This is a genomic window from Acinetobacter pullicarnis (assembly GCF_006352475.1).
In the GTDB taxonomy this organism is placed as follows: domain Bacteria; phylum Pseudomonadota; class Gammaproteobacteria; order Pseudomonadales; family Moraxellaceae; genus Acinetobacter; species Acinetobacter pullicarnis.
This window is the reverse complement of sequence record NZ_VCMZ01000001.1, coordinates 1,107,262-1,128,906: the sequence shown is the minus strand read 5'-3', so window position 1 is coordinate 1,128,906 and position 21,645 is coordinate 1,107,262. Positions and strand designations below refer to the sequence as shown.

The 21,645-nt window shown below is 43.4% G+C and carries 19 protein-coding genes and 1 pseudogene; 9 read left to right on the top strand and 11 right to left on the bottom strand.

The window, feature by feature from the left end; all coding sequences use genetic code 11:
- Window positions 1-120: 120 nt before the first annotated feature.
- The 8 genes from FD716_RS04790 to FD716_RS04755 form a co-directional block, all read right to left on the bottom strand.
- Window positions 121-570, bottom strand: coding sequence for a molybdenum cofactor biosynthesis protein MoaE (locus FD716_RS04790; protein ID WP_139851216.1), 450 nt, complete (start codon window positions 568-570; stop codon window positions 121-123).
- A 1-nt stretch (window position 571) separates the two neighbouring features.
- On the bottom strand, window positions 572-823 hold the full coding sequence (locus FD716_RS04785) for a MoaD/ThiS family protein (RefSeq protein WP_139851215.1): 252 nt from the start codon (window positions 821-823) through the stop codon (window positions 572-574).
- A 1-nt stretch (window position 824) separates the two neighbouring features.
- The gene (gene moaA, locus FD716_RS04780; RefSeq protein WP_139851214.1) at window positions 825-1,856 is read right to left on the bottom strand and encodes a GTP 3',8-cyclase MoaA; all 1,032 of its coding nucleotides are present in this window, start codon (window positions 1,854-1,856) and stop codon (window positions 825-827) included.
- A gap of 194 nt (window positions 1,857-2,050) precedes the next feature.
- Entirely contained in the window at window positions 2,051-2,722 is a 672-nt protein-coding gene (gene mobA, locus FD716_RS04775; protein ID WP_139851213.1) for a molybdenum cofactor guanylyltransferase, read from the bottom strand.
- Window positions 2,719-5,508, bottom strand: a complete 2,790-nt coding sequence (locus tag FD716_RS04770; protein WP_139851212.1) for a nitrate reductase — start codon at window positions 5,506-5,508, stop codon at window positions 2,719-2,721. The genes mobA and FD716_RS04770 overlap by 4 nt, the downstream gene beginning before the upstream one ends.
- Before the next feature lie 30 nt (window positions 5,509-5,538).
- Window positions 5,539-7,158, bottom strand: a complete 1,620-nt coding sequence (gene nirD, locus FD716_RS04765) for a nitrite reductase small subunit NirD (RefSeq protein ID WP_407641918.1) — start codon at window positions 7,156-7,158, stop codon at window positions 5,539-5,541.
- A gap of 108 nt (window positions 7,159-7,266) precedes the next feature.
- A complete protein-coding gene (gene nirB, locus FD716_RS04760) occupies window positions 7,267-9,807 on the bottom strand; it encodes a nitrite reductase large subunit NirB (protein ID WP_139851210.1) in 2,541 nt (846 codons plus the stop codon).
- Window positions 9,808-9,922: 115 nt separating this feature from the next.
- Window positions 9,923-11,275, bottom strand: a complete 1,353-nt coding sequence (locus FD716_RS04755) for an MFS transporter (protein WP_139851209.1) — start codon at window positions 11,273-11,275, stop codon at window positions 9,923-9,925.
- 351 nt (window positions 11,276-11,626) lie between these two features.
- Between FD716_RS04755 and FD716_RS04750 the strand changes: the two genes are divergently transcribed.
- Window positions 11,627-12,217, top strand: a complete 591-nt coding sequence (locus FD716_RS04750) for an ANTAR domain-containing response regulator (protein ID WP_139851208.1) — start codon at window positions 11,627-11,629, stop codon at window positions 12,215-12,217.
- A 72-nt stretch (window positions 12,218-12,289) separates the two neighbouring features.
- Window positions 12,290-12,493 carry a hypothetical protein gene (locus tag FD716_RS04745; RefSeq protein WP_139851207.1) on the top strand — a complete coding sequence of 68 codons (204 nt, stop codon included), beginning with the start codon at window positions 12,290-12,292 and terminating at the stop codon, window positions 12,491-12,493.
- On the opposite strand, the gene FD716_RS04740 is transcribed toward FD716_RS04745, so the two are convergent.
- The 3 genes and pseudogenes from FD716_RS04740 to FD716_RS04730 form a co-directional block, all read right to left on the bottom strand.
- Window positions 12,474-13,319: an IclR family transcriptional regulator gene (locus FD716_RS04740; protein WP_139851206.1), complete on the bottom strand. Its 846-nt coding sequence runs from the start codon at window positions 13,317-13,319 to the stop codon at window positions 12,474-12,476. The two genes, FD716_RS04745 and FD716_RS04740, sit on opposite strands and share 20 nt — an antisense overlap.
- 330 nt (window positions 13,320-13,649) lie before the next feature.
- A pseudogene (locus tag FD716_RS04735) lies at window positions 13,650-13,955 on the bottom strand (hypothetical protein).
- A gap of 135 nt (window positions 13,956-14,090) precedes the next feature.
- On the bottom strand, window positions 14,091-15,026 hold the full coding sequence (locus FD716_RS04730) for a LysR family transcriptional regulator (RefSeq protein WP_139851205.1): 936 nt from the start codon (window positions 15,024-15,026) through the stop codon (window positions 14,091-14,093).
- A gap of 106 nt (window positions 15,027-15,132) precedes the next feature.
- Here FD716_RS04730 and FD716_RS04725 point away from each other — a divergent pair, with 106 nt between their 5' ends.
- The 7 genes from FD716_RS04725 (at window position 15,133) to FD716_RS04695 (ending at window position 21,625) form a co-directional block, all read left to right on the top strand.
- Window positions 15,133-16,293, top strand: coding sequence for an acyl-CoA dehydrogenase family protein (locus FD716_RS04725; RefSeq protein ID WP_139851204.1), 1,161 nt, complete (start codon window positions 15,133-15,135; stop codon window positions 16,291-16,293).
- 18 nt (window positions 16,294-16,311) lie between these two features.
- Window positions 16,312-17,115 (top strand): HpcH/HpaI aldolase/citrate lyase family protein, encoded by an 804-nt coding sequence (locus FD716_RS04720; protein ID WP_139851203.1) that lies wholly within the window; start codon window positions 16,312-16,314, stop codon window positions 17,113-17,115.
- 33 nt (window positions 17,116-17,148) lie between these two features.
- Window positions 17,149-17,994, top strand: a complete 846-nt coding sequence (locus FD716_RS04715; RefSeq protein ID WP_139851202.1) for an FAS1-like dehydratase domain-containing protein — start codon at window positions 17,149-17,151, stop codon at window positions 17,992-17,994.
- Window positions 17,995-17,996: 2 nt separating this feature from the next.
- Entirely contained in the window at window positions 17,997-19,148 is a 1,152-nt protein-coding gene (locus FD716_RS04710) for a CaiB/BaiF CoA transferase family protein (RefSeq protein ID WP_139851201.1), read from the top strand.
- A 122-nt stretch (window positions 19,149-19,270) separates the two neighbouring features.
- Window positions 19,271-20,182 (top strand): LysR family transcriptional regulator, encoded by a 912-nt coding sequence (locus FD716_RS04705; protein WP_139851200.1) that lies wholly within the window; start codon window positions 19,271-19,273, stop codon window positions 20,180-20,182.
- Between the two features lie 118 nt (window positions 20,183-20,300).
- Window positions 20,301-20,981, top strand: coding sequence for a 3-oxoacid CoA-transferase subunit A (locus FD716_RS04700; protein ID WP_139851199.1), 681 nt, complete (start codon window positions 20,301-20,303; stop codon window positions 20,979-20,981).
- Window positions 20,981-21,625, top strand: a complete 645-nt coding sequence (locus FD716_RS04695) for a 3-oxoacid CoA-transferase subunit B (RefSeq protein ID WP_139851198.1) — start codon at window positions 20,981-20,983, stop codon at window positions 21,623-21,625. Before FD716_RS04700 ends, FD716_RS04695 begins: the two co-directional genes overlap by 1 nt.
- Window positions 21,626-21,645 lie beyond the last annotated feature (20 nt).

Genomic DNA, 21,645 nt, shown 5'->3' with positions numbered 1-21,645 from the left:
CTATCCTTATTTTTATTAGACGTTTTATCGAACCCGACTGGGGCATTTTCCGACTCTAACATCGATATCACCTTGATCAATCCGAGCCAGCTAGTGACACACAATGCCCTAAGCCCGCGGCTATTTTTGATCTTTGGCGATACAGCAACCAGCAACATACTCACTGCTGCCATCTCTATAAAACTGTTCTTTCCAAATAGGCACTTCGTGCTTGACCCGTTCAACTGCTGCTTCACAAGCTGCAAAAGCCTCACGACGATGCGCTGCATAGGCAATCACCATAATCGCTTTTTCGCCAATCGCCAGCATCCCAATCCGATGAATCACTCGGACATAAGCAACATCATATTGTTGTTGAATTTCCTGCTCAATTTGGACAATCATTTTTTCAGCCACTGGAATATAGGCTGTATATTTTAGCGCCATCACTGAGCGCCCTGCCTGATGATTACGCACCGTACCCACAAACTGTGCAATGCCGCCACATTCAGGAAAAACCTGAATATCATCAAATTGATCGGCACTTAAAGCGGTGTCTTGAATCCGTAAAAATTGCTTGAATAGCTGCATCTTAACCTCCTGCCACAGGTGACAGCAGCACTAAAGTGCGATCTGTATTCAGTTCGGTTTGACGTGAAATCATGTTGTCCTCAATTGCGCAGGCACAACACTTGAGCAAAGCAGCCGCATCTGGATAGGCCAGTGCGATAAAATGAATAACCTCCGCCACTGGCGTAGCCATCTGACATTGCACGCTTAGATCTGCAGGGAGTTCGCGCTCAATCGCACCATAGCCTTGTATTTTAATGGTAATGTTCTGCATCTCAGCCTCCAAGCATATGCATGCTAATTTTTCTTATGCCTTGTTCTGCGCGTTGTGCTTGTTGAATCGCAGCATAGCCTGCTTTTTTATGCCAAATATAAGTCGCAATAGATTGGGTTAACGCCTGTTCTTGCTGCACATTTAATTGATGTAATTGCTGAATCTCGGCTTTGATATTCAGGCTCTGGGTGGCAAAAAGACAGTGGTACAACTCACCTGTTGCCGTTAATCGAATACGATCACAACGATCGCAAAATGAATGGGTTATTGTCGAAATAATCGCAATAGGATGGCCATTGATTTGATAATGCCGTGCTGGATCTGCACCTGTTTGCCTAAGTTGATCAAGCTTAAAATCTTGGCTTAACTGATTGAGAATTTCTTGCTCACTCACCACTTGCTGCCTCGACCACTTTTGATCACCATCCAAAGGCATAAACTCAATAAACCGCAATAAAACCTGTTGCTGAATTGACCAATGCGCCAAAGGTAAAATTTGATTATCGTTGAGACCTTGAATTAATACGGTATTGATTTTGATTTTCAGACCAGCAGCCTGTGCAGCAGCAATCCCCTCAATCACTGGAGCTAAATCTTTTTGTGTTAATTGCTTAAACTGTATGGGATCAAGGCTATCCAAACTAATGTTCAAATCATCTAGGCCTGCTTGTTTTAATGCCACAGCATGTGTTTTTAAATAGTGCGCATTGCTGGTCATCGAGATCCGTTTTAGCCCATAAGCCCTGAGTGATTGTAATTTTTCAACAAAATGCACCACACCATGGCGTAATAACGGTTCTCCCCCCGTAATACGAATCTGTTCAATACCACGGCGCACCATAAAATCACAAAATTGATAAAGTTCATCCCAACTCAGCAGCTGCTTTTTAGATGTCCATTGCGGATGTTCAGGCATGCAATAGAGACATTTAAAATTGCAGCGATCTGTCACAGAAATTCTGAGTTTATGTTTATGACGCGCAAATTGATCGACAAAAGTAGGCGCGTTTGAAGGTTGCATCCGTATATTCATTGCACATATCCATTGTTAGGCTTGGTGCACAGCGCTGCGGTCAATTGAGATCGCTGATCATGCCCTTTATTGTTAATTGAAGATCTGCAATAACTATTCCAATGCCAATGTGCTGTAAAACATGCGCGCAACAAATCCTCTTTTTAATTCATCGATTTGCTCTCGATTGCCAGCATTTACAACTGATGCTCAGCCTAAGCAATCGAATTAAGCAGTCGATATTGATGCAGCTCATCCCAAGAGTTAATACTGTGAAACTGCAAGGCATGATGTTGAATTTTCAACACTTGTGCATGTAAAGCTTGAAAGCAATGTTTGAGGCTGCGCTGCTTCTGATCGGGATGTTCAAGGTGTTGTATTAACACAGGCAAACTGCTGCGTTTTAATAAACAAAATGGATACAATGCCTTTGCATTCATCTCCACATAAGCCACCTGTGCCAAAGGATGACTCGCCAACGTTTGATGTAGTTTCAACAGAACTTCCGCTGCGATATAGGTTATGTCACATGGGACAAATAGCACATAGTCACTTTTTAGATGGGACCACGCACTTTTCATGCCCATCAATGGGCCTAGAAATCCTGCAATATCATCTGCATAACAACAAATATTGCTGACTAAGTGCCGATAAATAGAATGATCCCGATGGCTATTGACCCATACCTGTGCCACTTCTGATTTGAAATGTTTATAGATTTTAAGCAGCTGACGCTCTTGATCAAAAATCTGCAACAACTTATTCATGCCATTCATACGTTGTGCTTGACCACCTGCCAAAATAACCAGTTCGGTCACAGGGTAGGCTTGCGTCTGTTCAAGTGAGTTGCTTGTTACATGTTTTACCGTGATTTTCTTTGCGCTCATTGCATCACCTCCAACTGACACGCTTTGATCAAGCCACGAATTTCAGGGAGGCATGAACCACAATTTCCACCCGCTTTTAAGCATGCCGTCACTTGCTTCTCATCGGTTAACTGTTGACTTTGGATCGCTTCAACAATGCGATTTTTCCCAACTTTAAAACAGCTACATACCAATGGGCCTTGTGGATGACTCAATGACATCGACTGACCTGCCAACAACGCCTTGCGATGAGTTGCACTCAGACGCTGACGTTTAAATAAATTGGCGACCCAATCTCGATCAGGTAACAATTCTGCCGGTGCAATATACAGGCAGGCAATCAATTGTCCTGCCAATAAAATCACGGTATGGCTGATCTGAGCTGCTGGATCTTGCAAACTGAGCCATTCAAAGCCTTGCTGATGAAACGGCAGTAAGCACTTGAGTTGGGTGGTCATCTGACTGAGTTTGTGACGATCTGCCAGTTCATAACGCACCGCATGTGCAGTATTGATCTTGCACCACCAACTGCATTGATCAATAAGTTGCTTTCCAAGGTGCTCAAAACCATGCCGTAAATAAAACACGGCTTGCCATTCGGTGGCAAAGGGCTGAATCAGCACGGGAGTGTGTTTAAATTCGGGCTCACCTGAAATGGCATCAACCACCGGATTCACGACTTTGCCAATCCGTGCATCTGAAGCAAATTGATCGCTCCAATGCATCGGTACAAAAACTTGCCCTCGACGAATATTTTCACTACATTGCACACGTAAAATACAGCGGCCCCACTGCGATTCGAGCTGCAACAAGGCGGTATCTCTGACCCCATACTTCAGTGCATCTTGAGGATGAATCTCGCAATAGGGTTCCGCCCGATGACTACTGAGCGTTGCAGATAAGCCTGTGCGACTCATGCTATGCCATTGATCACGAATACGTCCTGTATTCAAAATTAAGGGATAATCCTTCGAAACCGAATGTACTGGATCCTTCACCGATGTCGCGATGAATCTGGCTTTGCCATTGCGATGGCTAAATTGTCCATTGGTATAAAGTCGATGAGCGTGTTCAACAGGCTGCTGTGGTTCCCAAACGGGCCATTGTGTCGGTTGCAGTTCATCGTATTGTTTTAAGCTAAGCTCACTTAAGCCCTTTAAATTAAAATATCGAAAATGTGGTGTTTCAGCACGATGCGCTAAATCTGAGTTTTGCGCACTAGATAGTTTGGCATGTTCAATAAAGATTTCATGGCTATTTTGAAAGGCAAAGCCTTGAAAACCTAAGCGCTGTGCCACTTGGCAAATGGCCCACCAATCTGCTTTGGCTTGTTCCGGCGGTGCTAAAAAGGCCCGTTGTCTGGAAATACATCGCTCCGAATTGCTGACCGTCCCTTGCTTTTCGCCCCATGCCAAGGCTGGCAACAGCACATCGGCATAGGCGGTAGTATCTGTGTTGTGACAAACATCGGATACCACCACAAATTCACATTGTGCCAAGGCACGTTTGACTTGATCGGCATCAGGCATACTCATTACTGGATTGGTTGCCATAATCCAAATGGCTTTAATCTGTTGCTGCTCAACGGCATGGAATAAATCAACGGCTTTAAGACCAGCCCGATCTGCAATATAAGGGCTTTGCCAAAAATCTTGTACCAATTGACGATGCGCTGGCTGATCTAACTCCAAATGTGCTGCCAGCATATTGGCAAGCCCGCCCACTTCTCGGCCCCCCATCGCATTGGGCTGACCGGTCATTGAAAAAGCAGCCGCGCCAACTTTGCCTATTTTGCCGGTTAATAAGTGGCAATTGATAATGCTATTGGCTTTATTCACCCCTTGTGAAGACTGATTTACCCCCATTGAAAATAGCGTCATGACTTTGCCTGTTTCAGCAAAACGTTGATAAAACTGCTGTAATTTTTCGAGTGAAATACCAGTACGCTGAACCACATCCATGATGTAGGCTTCGGTTTGACTACTGGCAAGGGCCTGCGCCAAGTCCTGCGTATGTTGTTGAATAAATTCGAGATCAGCATGGCCATGTTGCGATAGATACTGCAATAGGCCATTAAATAAAGCCACATCTTGACCGGGTAAAATAGGTAGATGTAAATCGGCAGCCTCACAACTGCTGGTAAAACGTGGATCAACCACCACTACAAAAATATCGCGCTGAGCTTTGGCTTGCATGATCCGTTGATATAACACCGGATGGCACCAGGCCGTATTTGAACCCACCAACACCACCATTTCAGTCTGTTCAAAATCGGCATAACGGGCTGAAACGATATCTTCACCAAATGCACGTTTATGTGCCGCAACGGCAGATGACATGCATAACCTAGAGTTGGTATCAATATTGGCCGTCCCCAAGTAGCCTTTGACCAATTTATTGACCACATAATAGTCTTCTGTCAGTAACTGACCGGAAACATAAAAGGCAATACTGTCGCGTCCATATTGGTCAATACATGCTTGAAATTTCTCAGCAATCCGCGTAACTGCCCGATCCCAAGTCGTCACTTGGCGCTGGCTTTCACGTCCCAACATCGGGTTGAGTAGCCGTGTGTTCAAACCGAGCGTATCTGCCAAATTTTGCCCTTTGATACACAACTTGCCATGATTTGCAGGATGCTTAGGATCACCGTGCACCTGTACCACTTGCCCCTGTTTGCCTTGACTCACCTGAGCAATCACCCCACAGCCCACCCCACAATATGGGCAGGTTGTCGCTATTGCTTTCTCAGTCAAGGGGGAATCGGGTGTGCCACAGTCTAAATCCACAACAGCAATCTGATTCATTTTGCCTCCTGATCTTGGCATGATGTGGATTTAACTGGCATTCTTAAAGGCAAAATCTCGACCAAACAGCAGCTTATGCCGTATAGACTGGATAGACGTTTCTGCGCTAATCAACTCGGCATACCATGCCCCATCTTCGGTATCGCCAAACAGTACGGCACCAATCACTTTATGATCTTGAATAATGATGCGTTTATAGATCTGGCGTTGTTCATCATTTAAAATAATGTCTTCAAATGGTTGAGATGGTTCAATTTCTCCTACTGAAAAAACCTCAACACCTGTGACTTTTAACTGGACCGGCACGCTGACAGCTTTAAAACTTAAGCGACCCTGCTCAGCTAAATGGCTGGCGCAAATAAATGCCTGTCCCCAAAGCGGTTCCACCAAACCAAAAGTTTTCCCACGATGCTCAATACACTCACCGACCGCATAAATACTCGGATCATAAGTTTGCAAAGTGTCATTGACTAAAATTCCACGATGACAGCGCAAACCCGCACTTTGTGCTAAGGCAATATTCGGACGAATACCCACTGCAAAAACCACCAATTCGGCATCCAAAATCCGACCATCCTGCAAACAAACCTGACTAATCTGCCCTTCTACACCAAGCAGTGCAGTGGTCTGTACGTCAGTCAAAACCTGAATACCGAGTTGTTGTAGATGTTGTTTGAGTAGCTGACTGGCACGCTGGTCAAGTTGCTGATTCATCAAGCGATCTGACATTTGCAACACGGTCACCTGCATCCCTCGTTGTTTTAGCCCATAGGCTGCTTCGAGACCAAGCAAACCACCGCCAATCACGACTGCACTGTTCTTCTGCTGAGCATAACCAAGCATCTCATGTACATCAGCCAAGGTGCGGAATGTCATCACCCCTTGTAAATTTACCCCTGCAATATCGGGTAGATAAGACTTTGAACCTGTTGCCAATACCAAACGATCATAAATCACCACTTGGCCAGATTCGGTATGCACTTGTTTCAGTTGGCGATTGATTTTGACCACAGCATCAGCTTCCAGCAATTGAATATTTTGTTCTGCATACCATGCAGCTGAATGCTGCTGAATGTCTGCCTCACTTTTTTCGCCAGCCAATACAGGAGACAATAAAATACGGTTATAACTACTGCCAGCTTCAGCAGCAATCAGCGTAATGTCATATCGCTCCGGTGCCATTTCTAAAACTTCTTCAAGGCAACGCATCCCAGCCAAACCGTTGCCGATGATGACCAGCTTTAATTTCGCTGTTTCAATCGAAGCACCCGTAATATAGGTCTTTTGAGGAGTGGGACTGACCCACACTTGGCCTTGTACGATCTTGCTCGGAAATACCAAAATCTTCTGGGTTGAGTCTTCGAGGCAGCGTCCAGTTGCCAAACTAAAATGCTGCTTATAAATCGGAGAGGCCACCACACGTTCGCCTTGCAGATCACCTAAAATACCGCGTGACATCACATAGGCTTGGCTAAAGGGATCTTGTTGGCTCAACGCATACACCCGCTGCTCATCGCCTACGCGGAAGATCGCAATTTGGATACCATGCAACATTACCGTAACCCCAGTATTTGGAGTGATTTCGTCAACGTGACACACTGCAAACCATTCTGGTCGAGCTGGTGACTCTATTTCATCGACCACTTCAATTTGTTTTTCTCGTTCGCGCTCTTGTGCGAGCGTTTGTTTTTGGTCTGGGTGTCGATCTGATCCAATCGTCATGTTATTACTCCATACTCGTGATTTGTCGCTTTGGCTTTAAGCTTCGACCACTGAAATTCGTTTTTCGTCACGTTCCGCAGTCGTTTTTGGGCGGATTTGCCCACGTTCCTGACTGAATTGGATATGTGGATCTTGTTGTGCATCGGTATTAATGAAGGTTTTAAAGCGTTTACGGATGTCTGGATCTTCAATTGCTGTACGCCATTCATCTTGATAGCTACCCACCACATGCGCCATCCGCGCCTCAAGTTCCGTCGCCAAGCCCAAGCGATCATCAACAATCACGGCTTTCAAATAATCCAAACCACCCTCTAAGTTGTCACGCCAAACACTGGTACGCTGCAAGCGATCTGCAGTTTCGATATAAAACATAAACAAGCGATCGATATACGCAATTAAAGTTTGGGTATCGAGGTCTGAGGCCAACAGTTCTGCATGGCGTGGACGCATACCGCCATTGCCGCAGACATACAAGTTCCAGCCCTTTTCTGTGGCGATAATGCCCACATCTTTACTTTGTGCTTCGGCACATTCACGGGTACAACCCGACACGGCCATTTTTAATTTATGTGGTGAGCGTAAGCCCTTATAACGATTCTCTAAATAGATGGCCAACGCAACCGAATCATCGACCCCATAACGACACCAGTTACTGCCGACACAAGACTTTACGGTACGTAAGGATTTGCCATAGGCATGACCTGACTCAAAACCAGCTTCGATCAATTCCTCCCAAATATGAGGCAATTGATGGACTTGTGCACCAAACATGTCGATGCGCTGCCCACCTGTAATTTTGGTATACAAGTTATATTTTTTTGCCACCTGTCCGATGCAGATTAATCCTTCTGGGGTAATCTCACCTCCTGCGATTCGAGGGACCACCGAATAAGAACCATCTTTTTGAATGTTGCCAAGATAATAGTCATTGCTGTCTTGTAAACCGGCATGATCCGGCTTTAATACAAAATCGTTCCAACATGAGGCCAAAATATTCGCCACGGTCGGCTTACAAATATCGCAACCCAATCCCTGACCATATTGCATCATCAAATCATCAAAGCTTTTAATTTGGTTGACCCGAATCAAGTGATATAAGCCTTGGCGTGAATAGGCAAAATGCTCACATAAGTGGTTGTTCACCGTAACGCCTTGCCGTTGTAATTCAGACTTTAAAACTTGTGTGACCAATGGCGTGCAGCCACCACAGCTACTAGCAGCGTTTGTGCACTTTTTTAGTGCTCCCAATGAGGTTGAACCCGCGACAATGGCTTGGCAAAGATCAGCCTTGGAAACGTTGTTGCAAGAACACAACACCGCACTCTCTGGTAAGGCATCAATAGCACTGCCCTCAGCCGCAACCGCTCCTTGGGCAAAGGCTGGCATGATCAAACTTTCAGGTTGCTCTGGCAGCGCTAAATCGTTGAGCATCATTTGCAATAAGTGATTGTATTCTTTGGCACATCCAACCAATACCGCACCCAAGAGTTGGGTTTTCTCGGCATTGACCACAATTTTTTTATAAATCATGGCCGCTTCATCTGCATAAAAATAACTTAAAGCACCAACTGTCATTGCATGTGCATCGCCAATGGAAGCAACATCGACCCCCATTAATTTCAACTTGGTGCTCATATCCGCACCCGCAAACCCCGTCTTATTTTTTTCAAAGAGATGTTGTGCTGCAACCCGTGCCATCTCATAACCTGGCGCAACCAAACCATAAATCTTGTTGTCCCATAAGGCACATTCACCAATGGCATAAATATCAGCATCGCTGCTTTGGCATTGATCATTAATCACAATGCCGCCACGCTCCCCAATCTTTAAGCCACTGAAACGCGCCAATTCATCCCGTGGACGAATCCCAGCTGAAAATAAAATCAAATCCGTTTCAAGTTCAAAACCATCTGCACATTTCAGTCGATGCACGCTGTTGTCACCCGCTTCAATCGACTGGGTTTGTTTTTGGGTATGCACTTGTACACCCAGCGCTTCAATTTTAGTACGCAAAACTTTTGCACCTAAATCATCAATTTGCACCGCCATTAAACGTGGTGCGAATTCAACGACATGTGTTTCAAGTTTTAAATCAGATAAGGCCTTGGCAGCCTCCAAGCCCAGTAAACCACCGCCAATCACCACGCCAGACTTGGCAGTCATACTGGCAGCTCGAATCGCATCAAGGTCTTCAATGGTGCGATACACAAAACAGTTGTCGCGATCATTGCCCTGAATGGGCGGCACAAAGGCATAGGAGCCTGTGGCAATCACCAATTTGTCATAGTCGAATCGTGCACCATCTTCAGTGCTAACGGTTTTATTGGCACAATCAATGGCAGTAGCTTTACAATTTAAGCGTAAATCAATGCCATAGGCATCGGCAAAATCTGCACGAGCCAAAGACAGATCCTTGGCCGTTTTCCCATTAAAATAATCAGTTAAGTGCACTCGATCATAGGCAATGCGTGGCTCTTCAGCCAAAATGGTAATTTCAAGCGCATCATCTGCATGCTCAAGTACAGACTCAATGAATTTATGCCCGACCATGCCATAACCAATCATGAGTAATTTCATTTTAGCGACTCCTGCTCATCTTTTTTGCGATAGCGATTTGCTTCTTGCAACGCTTTTGTTCTTGCTGTGGCTGTTTTCTTTTGGCTGCACTTGGTGTCATTTCAGTGCCCATCTTTTAATTCTGTGCTTCTAGCATCAGGTGGCGCTCACGGACCGCCTGCTCAAATAGCTGCTGCTCTTTGCGTTTATGCTCAACCGAAAACCGAATCATCAATACAAAAATGGCTGCGATGACCACCAGACCACCAAGCACCATCAAACAACTTTGAATATCCAGCATGCCCTTGAGTAGGAATCCCGCAGCAACAGCACCAACGTTCCCACCCGCACCAATAATTCCAGTGACCCCACCTAGGGCTTCACGATCAATAAAGGGCACCAAGGCATAGGTTGCACCGCACGCCATATGGGTAAATAAAGCGAATAAAGTCATGATCAAAATGGCAAGCATTGGACTCTGCATTTTTGAAAATAAAATCAAAAAGAAGCCTTCGAGTAAAATCATGACAAATAGGATGATGGTTCGCCCATCCAAACCGCGCTTTAAGGCGACTTGATCGGAAAGAATGCCACCGAGTGCACGAGCGAAAAGGGCCAGTAAGCCAAAAATCCCTGCGGCTAAACCAGCTTCTTTTAAACCAAAGCTAAAGTGCTCGACGTAATACATGGCCACGATGTTATGGATAAAAATTTCAATTCCAAAACAGGCAGCGTACGCCCCAAATAAAATCCAAACGCGATAGTTTCGTGCGGCATGCATTAAAATTGCCACGCCCCCTTTTTTATTACTTCCGACTTGGATGCCTTGCGCACGCAATTCTTTGAAGTTGCCTTGCGGACAATCTTGGGTATATTTCCAGTACATCCACCCAACGATAAGCATCATGATCCCTGGCACCAACAATGCAATTCGCCAACCGAGTGCTTGCTCAACGCCAAACATAACCAGCGCGGACAATAATAAAGGCATTAGGGCTTGAGTCGCACCGCCACCTGCATTGCCCCAACCGGCTGAGGTCGCATTGGCTGTACCGACCACATTGGATGCAAACATAATGCTGGTATGGTATTGAGTGATAACAAAGCTTGCGCCAATTGCCCCAATCAATAACCGGAAGAATAAGAAGGATTCATAACTGTTCGCAGCAGCAACCCCAAAAACAGGAATGCTACCGATGATCAATAAGGCGGTATAACTTTTACGCGGGCCATACTTGTCACATAAAGGCCCCACAATTAGACGAACCAAAATGGTAATTGCCACAGCGGCAATATTAATGTTGGCGATTTGGTCTTTGCTCAGATTAAACTCCCCTGCAATCACTGGCATCAGCGGTGCGCAGGCAAACCATGCAAAGAAACATACAAAAAATGCGAGCCAACTCATATGGAAGGCGCGCATTGCAGCCGTTTTAAAACTAAATAGACTGATACGGGTTGCTTTATTTTCATTTAAAATTGAAGACATTGGCTTCTCCTTCCGGAACTGAACGTACTTGCAGTACTGCTATACATCGCTGTATAACAATTCGATCAGAACGGACGTCGTTGGCCGTCTACACACAATTATTTTGTTTGAGTCTTCTTTGACTCCACCGGGTTAATGCACTAACTATGCCAAAAAAATATGCACGCTAAAGCACTGATAATGACTCATGCATTGCGACCTCAAATAAAAACCAGCGCAGCTTGCACCATGACGATACAGAAATGCAGTAACATGCAAACGACCGTATTCATCATTATTCACTGAGCTAGACTGGCATTTATTTTGCTATTATTTCGGTCTATAAAAATTAGATTTCGTTGTAGCGTCTATATGTCAAAACTAAAAATAATACTCATTGATGATGATCTTGAACGCGCACAAATGACGCAGAAAAAATTGACTCAATCTGATTTTGAGATCGTTACCTGCTTGGTGCTGAATCATCAAAACTTACTCCCACAACAGCAATGGCCAGCTGATGTGATTTTATTTAACCTCACCAATCCACAACTAGAATTGGTTGAAAATGATATTCATCAGTTTAATTTACCCACCCTTCTTTTTACCCAAGACTGCCATTCCCAGAGTATTAAACTTGCGGTTGCAGCAGGCATCACCACCTATATCGTCGATGAGATTAATCCCAACACGCTCGGTAGCTTGGTGAAAGTTGCGCTGGAACATTATAAAAACTATCAAAAGCTACTGAATGATTTAAATGACACCAAAACCAAACTGGCAGATCGCATTGATATTGAAAAAGCCAAAGTATTATTGATGCAATTGCAAACATTAACTGAAGATCAGGCCTTTGCTTTACTGCGAAAGCATGCCATGCATCAGCGTATTAGTATTGGTGAAATTGCCCGCCATTTACTCCAGACCCAACAGTTATTATCTTCATCCAGTGTGGATCAATAAAAGCCCTATTTTTTATCCGATATTGTTCGTCATATTTCGCTTATGCAAGAATAACTGAGGGGCATGCTCAATATGACTGACCTTGCCTTGCACTATCTATATTTCAACATCCTTACCCACCAGTTCCGCAGAGTAAAACTCAATTCCAATATCGTAATTTATGCCTCCCTTTCTGCCGTGCATGTCGCCAATCAAAGTACTGCAACGCCAGGTACAGCATCTATTTTTATCAGCGCGTGGCGTCTTTTAATTCAACTTAGCCAATCTCAGTTTTAATATTGTTCACCATATGCAATAAACGCGGTGCAATATCTTCTTCAATTTTTTCACGCTTCATAATAAAGCTTGGGCCACCACAGTTAAACACCTGTAAACCATGTTGCTCATGTAATAATGGCACTGCAACTGCATTGACGTCTTTATGCCATTCACCCATTGAAAAACAATAACCGAAATCTTGATAGTCCCGAAAAGCCTTATCGAGATCACGATTAATTTTCATCCAGTCTTCTTTATGCTTGATCCGAATGGCATTTAATAAAAATTCACGTTCATCTTCTGGCATTGCAGCAAGACAAGCACGCCCCATTGCACTTAAATGGATGGGCAAATAGGTTCCAATTTGACGACGCATGGTGACGTTGCCCTTGCCCTGTACCACATCCAAATAAATCATGTTTAAACGATCACGTGTCGCCAAAGCAACTGCAGCACCTGCGTAATCCGCCAAATCCTTCATATAATGCTGTGCAATTGAACGGATCGACACATTCGAAAGCATTGAATAGCCAAAAGCCAATACACCAGCAGAAAGCTGAAACTTACTCGAATTGGGAACTTGCTTAATATAGCCCAAACGCGACAGCGTATGAGTTAAACGGGTAATCGTTGGCTTGGGTAAACCGGTCATCAAAGACATTTCCTGATTACCCAAATGCGGTTGTTTGGCAGAGAAGCAACGTAATAATTCTAAACCACGGGCCAGTGCTGTAATGAATTGGCGATCTTCTTCAGCCTGCATGTCTTCAATCGGATGCAAAAGTTCGTGCCTTAATGGCATCAGCAATTTTTCGGCTTGTTCAGTTTCATTTCGATTGGTCATAGTCACAGGCCTAATTCTTTTCATTCAATGTTTCGCATTGCGAAAATTATAATCTATTTTTTTGATCAATGCGCAAACAACAGAACAGAAACCCCTTATTTCCCAATAACATATCTCAATTACTGTATTTTCGGTGAATTTACCCAAGCTTAGGTTAAATCGTTCCGATCCACTCTAATTTCTCCTCTTAAATCAATATAACCCGACCAATTCGCCATTTCCGACCTAAAGCATTGTATTAAAAGATATTATAAATACTGATAGGGTTATTCATTGCATTTTAAATTTATTCTACGAATTAAAAAATGGGAACAATTAAGTTCCCATTTTTTAATTTTGCTCCTGTTCTCTGTAGTACTGATTTGCACGTTTAGAATTGTGCTTCCAGCTTTTCGCCACATCATAAACGAATGCTGGATAATCATCCTAAGGTTGAGGCAAGCCTTTGCCACGAGCGACGCGGATTTTTAATGGATAATCTTTATATTCAATAATATGCAGAAAATAAAAACCTCTTTCTTGCCGTGTACTAAATTTTTTATGCATGGAACTTTTAACATTGGGATATATCAATCTAAAGTTTTCATGCCGAGTGCTTTGTATGGCTTTTTGATACTGAAATTTCAGTTTTTTCATCCTTCCTCCTAGGTAACATTACCTAAAAGGGATCCTCTGCAAAGTAGTTCATCCTCATCTCCTCTGAACTAAGGCAAGTGCGTGAATTTATAAGTGATCAGTATTACTTAAAGTTAAGCTCGCTGATCATTAAGTCTATTCTTGATGAATCCATTCGGCTTGTGGCCATTTCTTTTCCTGCACGGATTGTCCCACACAGGCAATGATTTCCTGCGCAATAATCCGTAAATGTTTAGGAATATTTCGAGTCGAATGCTGAGCCAAAGTCACCACCCGTGAAAATGCAGGATCTGCAATCGGTGCAACCTGTACTTCTCCGCGTAAATATTCATTTTTCACAGCAACCAAAGGTAAAATGGTATAGCCAAAATTCTGCATGACCAATTGTTTTTGAACGTTTAAGTCATTGGTTTCCGCATAAATATTCAGCTCACTGCCATTTTGATTAAATACTTGTTCAATCAGGGAGCGTAATCGATGTGGATGAAATGGCAGGATCAATGGGAATTGATCAATTTGATTAAATTTTAAAGGCTGATGTTCTTTTAATTGGGTGTGCACCGAGCCAATTAAAAACAAAGACTCTTTAACCAAGGGCGTTAATTCAATCAACTTCGATGGCATCGCATCATACATTAGGGCCAAATCGATATCGCCAGCTTCTAACCACGCTTTTAAATGTCCTGAATAACCAACCGATATTTTGACTTGGACTTCTGGGTATTTTTCCTTGATTAAATTCATCAGCAAACTCGAAAGCAGCTCACTAATGCTCGACAACACCCCAATATGGACTTTGCCACGCACAATTCCTTTGAGACTGGTTAACTCAAGTTTGGCACTTTCGATTTCGTCTAAAACCCGTCTAGCATAGGGTTCAAGGACTCTCCCATCGTCAGTTAAAGCCATGCCATGACGTGAGCGTTTGAATAATCGTACACCAAGCTCTTCTTCAAGAAGTTGGATTTGACGTGTTACAGCAGGCTGCACAATATTCAACAGATGCGCGGCCTTGGTTAAATTCTCAGTTTCTAAGATGGTAATAAAGGTTCGTAATTGTTTAATGTCCATTGCGATGATTTTTTAGTATCTATTCCATCAAAATATACTATTTTAAATTCGATTAAATAACAATATATGATCAAAACAAGTTCAAGCCTCTAGATAAGGACATCAAATGAAAACCAGCATCAATAATTATATGGAAATTCGTGACGCAGTACGTGCCTTGTGTGCTCAATTCCCAGATGAATACCATCGTAAAATAGATGAAGACAAAGCTTATCCTGAAGAATTTGTTGACGCCTTGACCAATGCTGGCTGGTTAGCAGCCATGATTCCTGAAGAGTATGGTGGTTCAGGGCTTGGTCTTGCTGAAGCTTCTGTGGTCATGGAGGAAATTAACCGCAGTGGTGGCAATTCTGGCGCGTGCCATGGACAGATGTATAACATGAGCACCTTACTGCGTCATGGTTCACAGGCACAAAAAGAATTCTATTTACCCAAAATTGCAACGGGAGAATGGCGCTTACAGTCAATGGCCGTCACCGAGCCAACGACTGGAACAGATACCACAAAAATTCGTACCACAGCAGTCAAAAAAGGCGACCGTTATGTGATTAATGGTCAAAAAGTTTGGATTTCTCGCGTACAACACAGTGATTGGATGATTTTACTTGCGCGTACCACGCCACTTGCTGACGTGAAAAAGAAATCTGAAGGGATGTCTATTTTCATGGTCAACATTAAAGAAGCCATGCAATCGGGCATGATTGTTCGCCCAATTCCCAATATGGTCAATCACGAAACCAATGAGCTATTTTTTGAAAACTTAGAAATTCCGGAGACCCAACTCATTGGTGAGGAAGGAAAAGGCTTCCGTTATATTCTGGATGGCCTCAACGCTGAGCGGACTTTAATTGCGGCAGAATGTATCGGAGATGGGTATTGGTTCATGCAACGCGCCACAACTTATGTTAAAGACCGAGAAGTCTTTGGTCGTCCGATTGGGCAAAACCAAGGAGTACAATTTCCGCTGGCAGAGTCATTTATTGAAATTGAAGCTGCCAACTTAATGCGTTTTCGTGCTTGTGAGTTGTTTGACAATGGCCAAGCCTGCGGTGCTGAAGCCAATATGGCAAAATATTTGGCTGCAAAATCGAGCTGGGAAGCAGCCAATGCCTGTCTACAATTCCACGGCGGCTTTGGCTTTGCCAATGAATATGACATCGAGCGTAAATTCCGTGAAACACGCTTGTATCAGGTGGCACCGATTTCGACCAATTTGATTTTAAGTTATGTTGCAGAACATCTGCTCGACTTACCACGTTCATTTTAAAAAAGCGGGATCAATAAAATGCAGACTCACTATCGTTCGTTTTTATTTGTTCCCGCGAACCGCAATGAGCGCTATCTTAAAGCGCTTCAAAGCGGGACGGATGCAGTCATTATTGACTTAGAAGATGCGGTGCCAATCGCACTCAAAGTTACAGCCCGTGAAATACTCAAACAATGGCTCATTCAGCATCCAGAATTTAAAGTCATGATTCGAGTCAATGCTTTTGATACCGAATGGTTTGCAGCAGATATTCAACTGGCTCAATTTGCCAATGTCAGTGCGATTATACTGCCTAAGGCAGAGCATGAGCTGGCATTTACTGCAATCCAACAGGTTCGTGAACTGGCGATTTATCCCATTATCGAAACCCCTTATGGGATGTCCAGCGTAGAGAAGATCGCACATTTTTCAGGTGTTAAAGCCTTAATGTTCGGTTCAATCGACTTCCAACTGGAAATGGATATGCAGGGTGATTTTCTCGAATTGTTGTATTTCCGCAATAGGATCGTGCTGGCATCCAAACTAGCAGGTTTAGACAGTCCTATCGATGGTGTCACTGCCGATTTTTCCAATACCGATCTGATCAAGACTGAAACGCTGCAAGCTAAAAAACTCGGTTTCCAAGCCAAGTTATGCATCCATCCCCGTCAGGTCAATATCGTCAATGATGCATTTAAAGCAACGCAAGCCGAAATTCAATGGGCGATTGAAGTACTGGATGCAGTGCAAGCCAATCAAGGCCAAACCATCAGTTTACATGGCAAAATGATTGATAAACCAATTATTGCAAAAGCTGAAAAAATATTAAGCCAAGTAACTTAAGGCCTTATCAAGGCTTAAAATAGGGATTAAATTATGCAAAATTTTGCAGAATGGATTGGCAACAAACAAATTTTAGCAGACCGCTGTGAACAACGTTCTATCACGATGTTACAGGCGCTGTTCAACAAGAAAGATCAACCCCTCAATGCAATGCCCCATCTTTTTCATTGGATGAACTTTTTACATGTGGTCAATCAGGCGGAAATTGGCACAGACGGTCATCCCAATAAAGGTGATTTTTTACCGCCCATTCCCTTTCCACGCCGAATGTGGGCAGGTGGTCGTCTTGAGTTTTTCCAACCTATTTTAATCGGGCAAGTACTGCGTCGTGTTTCTGAAATTTCAAATATTCAGTTTAAACAAGGCAAAACAGGTGAGCTGTACTTTGTGACTGTCGACCATTTTATTTATGCCAATGATATTTTAGCCATTAAAGAACAACAGGACATCGTCTATAAGACCGCAACGCCAAGTACTCATGTTCAGCCAAAGCCAAGCAAAGTAATAGAACAACCAGTATTACATTATAGTTTTAAACATCAACAACAGCTGGATAGCACCGCCCTATTTCGCTATTCGGCCTTGACCTTTAATGGTCATAAAATTCATTATGATCGCCCCTATAGTATGCAAGTCGAAGGCTATCTGGGACTGGTGGTCCATGGCCCACTGCTTGCGACCTTGTTAATGCAAGCGCTGCAAGACCACGTGCCGCAACAACACATTCTCAGCTTTGAATTCCGTGCCAATAAGCCCGTATTTGACTTTAATACATTTTATATTTGTGGGGATATTCAAGCGGAGACAGCTCAGCTTTGGATTGAGCTTGAAGATGGCAGTATTGCCATGCAAGCCAAAGCAACATTTCAGGAGGCTTAACCATGCAGCCACTTGAGGGCATTACCGTACTGGCGTTGGAGCATGCCATTGCAGCCCCGTTTTGCACACGACAGTTGGCCGATTTAGGTGCACGTGTGATTAAAATTGAACGCCCAGATGGTGGGGACTTTGCCCGTGCTTATGATGAGCGCGTTAAAGGCATGTCCTCACATTTTGTCTGGACCAATCGCTCAAAAGAAAGTCTAGCACTCGATCTAAAAGCCCCACAATCGCAACCCATTTTAGCCAAACTCTTGGCCAAAGCCGATGTATTGGTTCAAAATTTAGCACCCGGTGCTGCAGCACGTTTGGGACTATCCTTTGAACAACTTCATGCGCAATTTCCGCAACTGATTGTCTGTGACATTTCAGGTTATGGCGATGATCCTGTGCATGCTGGCCCATACCGCGATAAAAAAGCCTATGACTTGCTCATTCAAAGTGAATCAGGCTTTTTATCAATTACTGGTACGCCTCAGCAACAGGTTAAAGCAGGCTGTTCGATTGCTGATATTTCTGCGGGTATGTATGCCTATAGCAATATTCTCGCGGCATTAATAGAACGTCAGCAAACTGGATTGGGTCGCCGCATTGATATTTCGATGCTCGAAAGCATGACGGAATGGATGGGCTTCCCACTCTATTATAGTTTTGAACAACAGGCTGCTCCGCCTAAATCGGGTGCTGCGCATGCCACGATCTTTCCCTACGGCCCCTTTGCAACAGGTGATGAAAAACAAGTACTGTTTGCCGTACAGAATCATAGAGAATGGTGTTTATTTTGTGAAATCGTCTTAGAAGCCCCTGATTTAGCAAATAATCCACACTATATAAACAATTCAAGTCGTATTGAAAATCGCGCGTTATTAACCGCAATCATTGTTAAAAAATTCGCGCAACACACACAAAGAGAAATTATTGCTTTGCTGGAACAAGCACATATTGCCAATGCTGGGGTCAACACCTTGGCAGATTTGTGGCAACACCCGCAATTGCAGGCTCGACAGCGTTGGGATCTGGTCGATAGTCCAGTGGGGCCGCTTCCCGCCCTGAAACCGGTTGGTCGAACGGCCCCAGAAGACTATCAAATGACCGCAATACCGGCACTTGGACAACACACTGCAAAAATTTTGGCTGAGTTGGCTCTTGACTAGGCTAAAACCAATACAACGGCAATAACAGCCCCCGACGCTATGATTTTGCTTGATTGCGGCACTGTAATTAATGTTAATGTTGCAGTTGTTTATTTGCGCTTTAAATTCAATCGAGTATGTCCATGAATTTTGACCTGACTGATTTTCGACTCATTCTCAATATTGCTGAAACCCAAAATTTAACCCGCGCTGCAGAAAGGACGTTTTTATCGACACCTGCCGCAAGTAATCGTATTAAAAATTTAGAGCATATCTGGGGACTAAAGGTTTTGGAGCGTTCCTCACAAGGGGTTGAACTCACCGAAGTCGGACAAGTCTATTTAAAGTATGCAAAATCGGTTTACCATGAAATAGAATGTCTTAAAGGCGAATTATCGAAATTTAATGCCTTAATCCAAGGCCGGCTCTCAATCGTTGCCAATACCACGGCGATTGCCGAATATATTCCAACCACCTTATCCGAGTATTTAATCAGCCACCCACATGTTGATGTCAACCTCAAAGAAATGCTCAGTGAGGATATTGTCAATATCGTTGCCGATAAACGAGCAGATATTGGGATTATTTCAGGGAATATTGACACTCGAAATTTGCAAACAATTCCGCTGATTTCCTCGCAACTTGTTTTGATTGCCCCTAAACAGCATCTGATTTTGCAATCGTCCAATGTGACTTTAGCCAATGCCATTCAATACTCTCTTGTCACTTTACATGAAGGGAGTGCCATTCAAATTTTTCTAAATAAACTTTCTCAGCAGTTAAATAAAAAAATTAATATTCGTGTACAAGTTTCCAGCTATGACTCAGTCTGCCAAATGGTCGCTGCTGGGGCAGGTATCGCCATTATTCCACTGGCTGCTTTTCAACGCTTGCAACATATTCACCCGAATATTGAATACCGAAATATTGATGAGAAATGGGCACATCGTGGCTTTCAAATCTGTGCCATTAATTTTGATGATATCAGTCAGTTTGCCAAAGACTTTATCCAGTGTTTGACTTCACACATTCAAAATAATGTAACGCAAGTTTAAACATAATGCATTAACCTGAGATTAACACCAGTTTTAAATATCGAAATTGCAGTAAACACCTCAATATGTGAATTTACTGTCATAGCGTATTAAAAATTGATGGTGAAAGGACGGTTCAATGATCAATAAAATTTTCAATTCAGCCAAGGATATAGTCAAAGACATCCACGATGGGGCAACCATTGCAGTGGGCGGCTTTGGTGGCTCAGGAATGCCTGATCAACTCATTGACGCCCTGATCGAACAGGGTGCAAAAGATTTAACCATCGTCAGTAACAATGCGGGTAATGGTGACCAAGGTCTAGCTGCACTTCTCAAAGCACATCAAGTACGTAAACTAATTTGTTCATTTCCGCGTCAAAAAGATGCTTATGTTTTTGAAGACTTGTATCGCAATAAAGCCATCGAACTCGAAATCGTGCCTCAAGGTACTTTAGCAGAGCGTCTCAGAGCTGCAGGTTGTGGAATTGGTGGTTTTTATACCCGTACAGGCTATGGCACGCTGCTTTCAGAAAACAAAGAAACCAAACAAATTGATGGCAAAAACTACATTTTTGAAAAAGCCTTAGCGGTTGATTACGCACTCATTTATGCCAAAACTAGCGATCGTTGGGGCAATCTAATCTACAACAAAGCAGCCCGTAATTTTGCGCCAGTAATGGCGATGGCGGCCAAAACCACAATCGTCGCAGTCGATCAAATTTGTGAACTGGGTGATTTAGATCCTGAGATTATTATTACCCCAGGGATCTTTGTAGATCGTGTCATTTTAAAAACCACGTCAGGAGCTAATTCATAATGAATATTCAACAAAAAATTGAACTTGCTCAACGTGTTGCCAAGGATATTCCCGAAGGTTCTTATGTCAATTTAGGCATTGGCTTACCCACCTTAGTGGCTGACTATTTTGCTGAAAAGGAAGTTATTTTACACAGTGAAAATGGGATCTTGGGTCAATGGACAGGTGCAGAGGTTGGCCAAGAAGATTGGGATTTAATCAATGCAGGTAAAGAGGCCATTACTTTAAAAAAAGGCGGAGCATTTTTCCATCATGCTGATTCTTTTGGAATGATGCGCGGTGGCCATCTGAATTATTGCATTTTAGGTGCATTTCAAATTTCTAAACAAGGAGATTTGGCCAATTGGCATACCGGTCAGCCTGATGCCATTCCTGCAGTTGGTGGTGCAATGGATCTAGCGATGGGCGCTAAAAATGTCTACGTCATGATGGAGCATTTAACCAAACATGGTCAGAGCAAAATTCTAGAACAATGTAGCTACCCCCTCACTGGTTTGGAATGCGTCAATCGGGCCTATACCGATATCGGAACCTTTGAGTTTCAAGCTGGAAAAGTATTTGTACTCGAACTGGTTGCGGCACATACACCTGAATATGTTCAAAGTATTACTGCTGTCGACTTGGATTTTTCCAAGCTGAAATAGCAACTTGTATTTTACAAAGG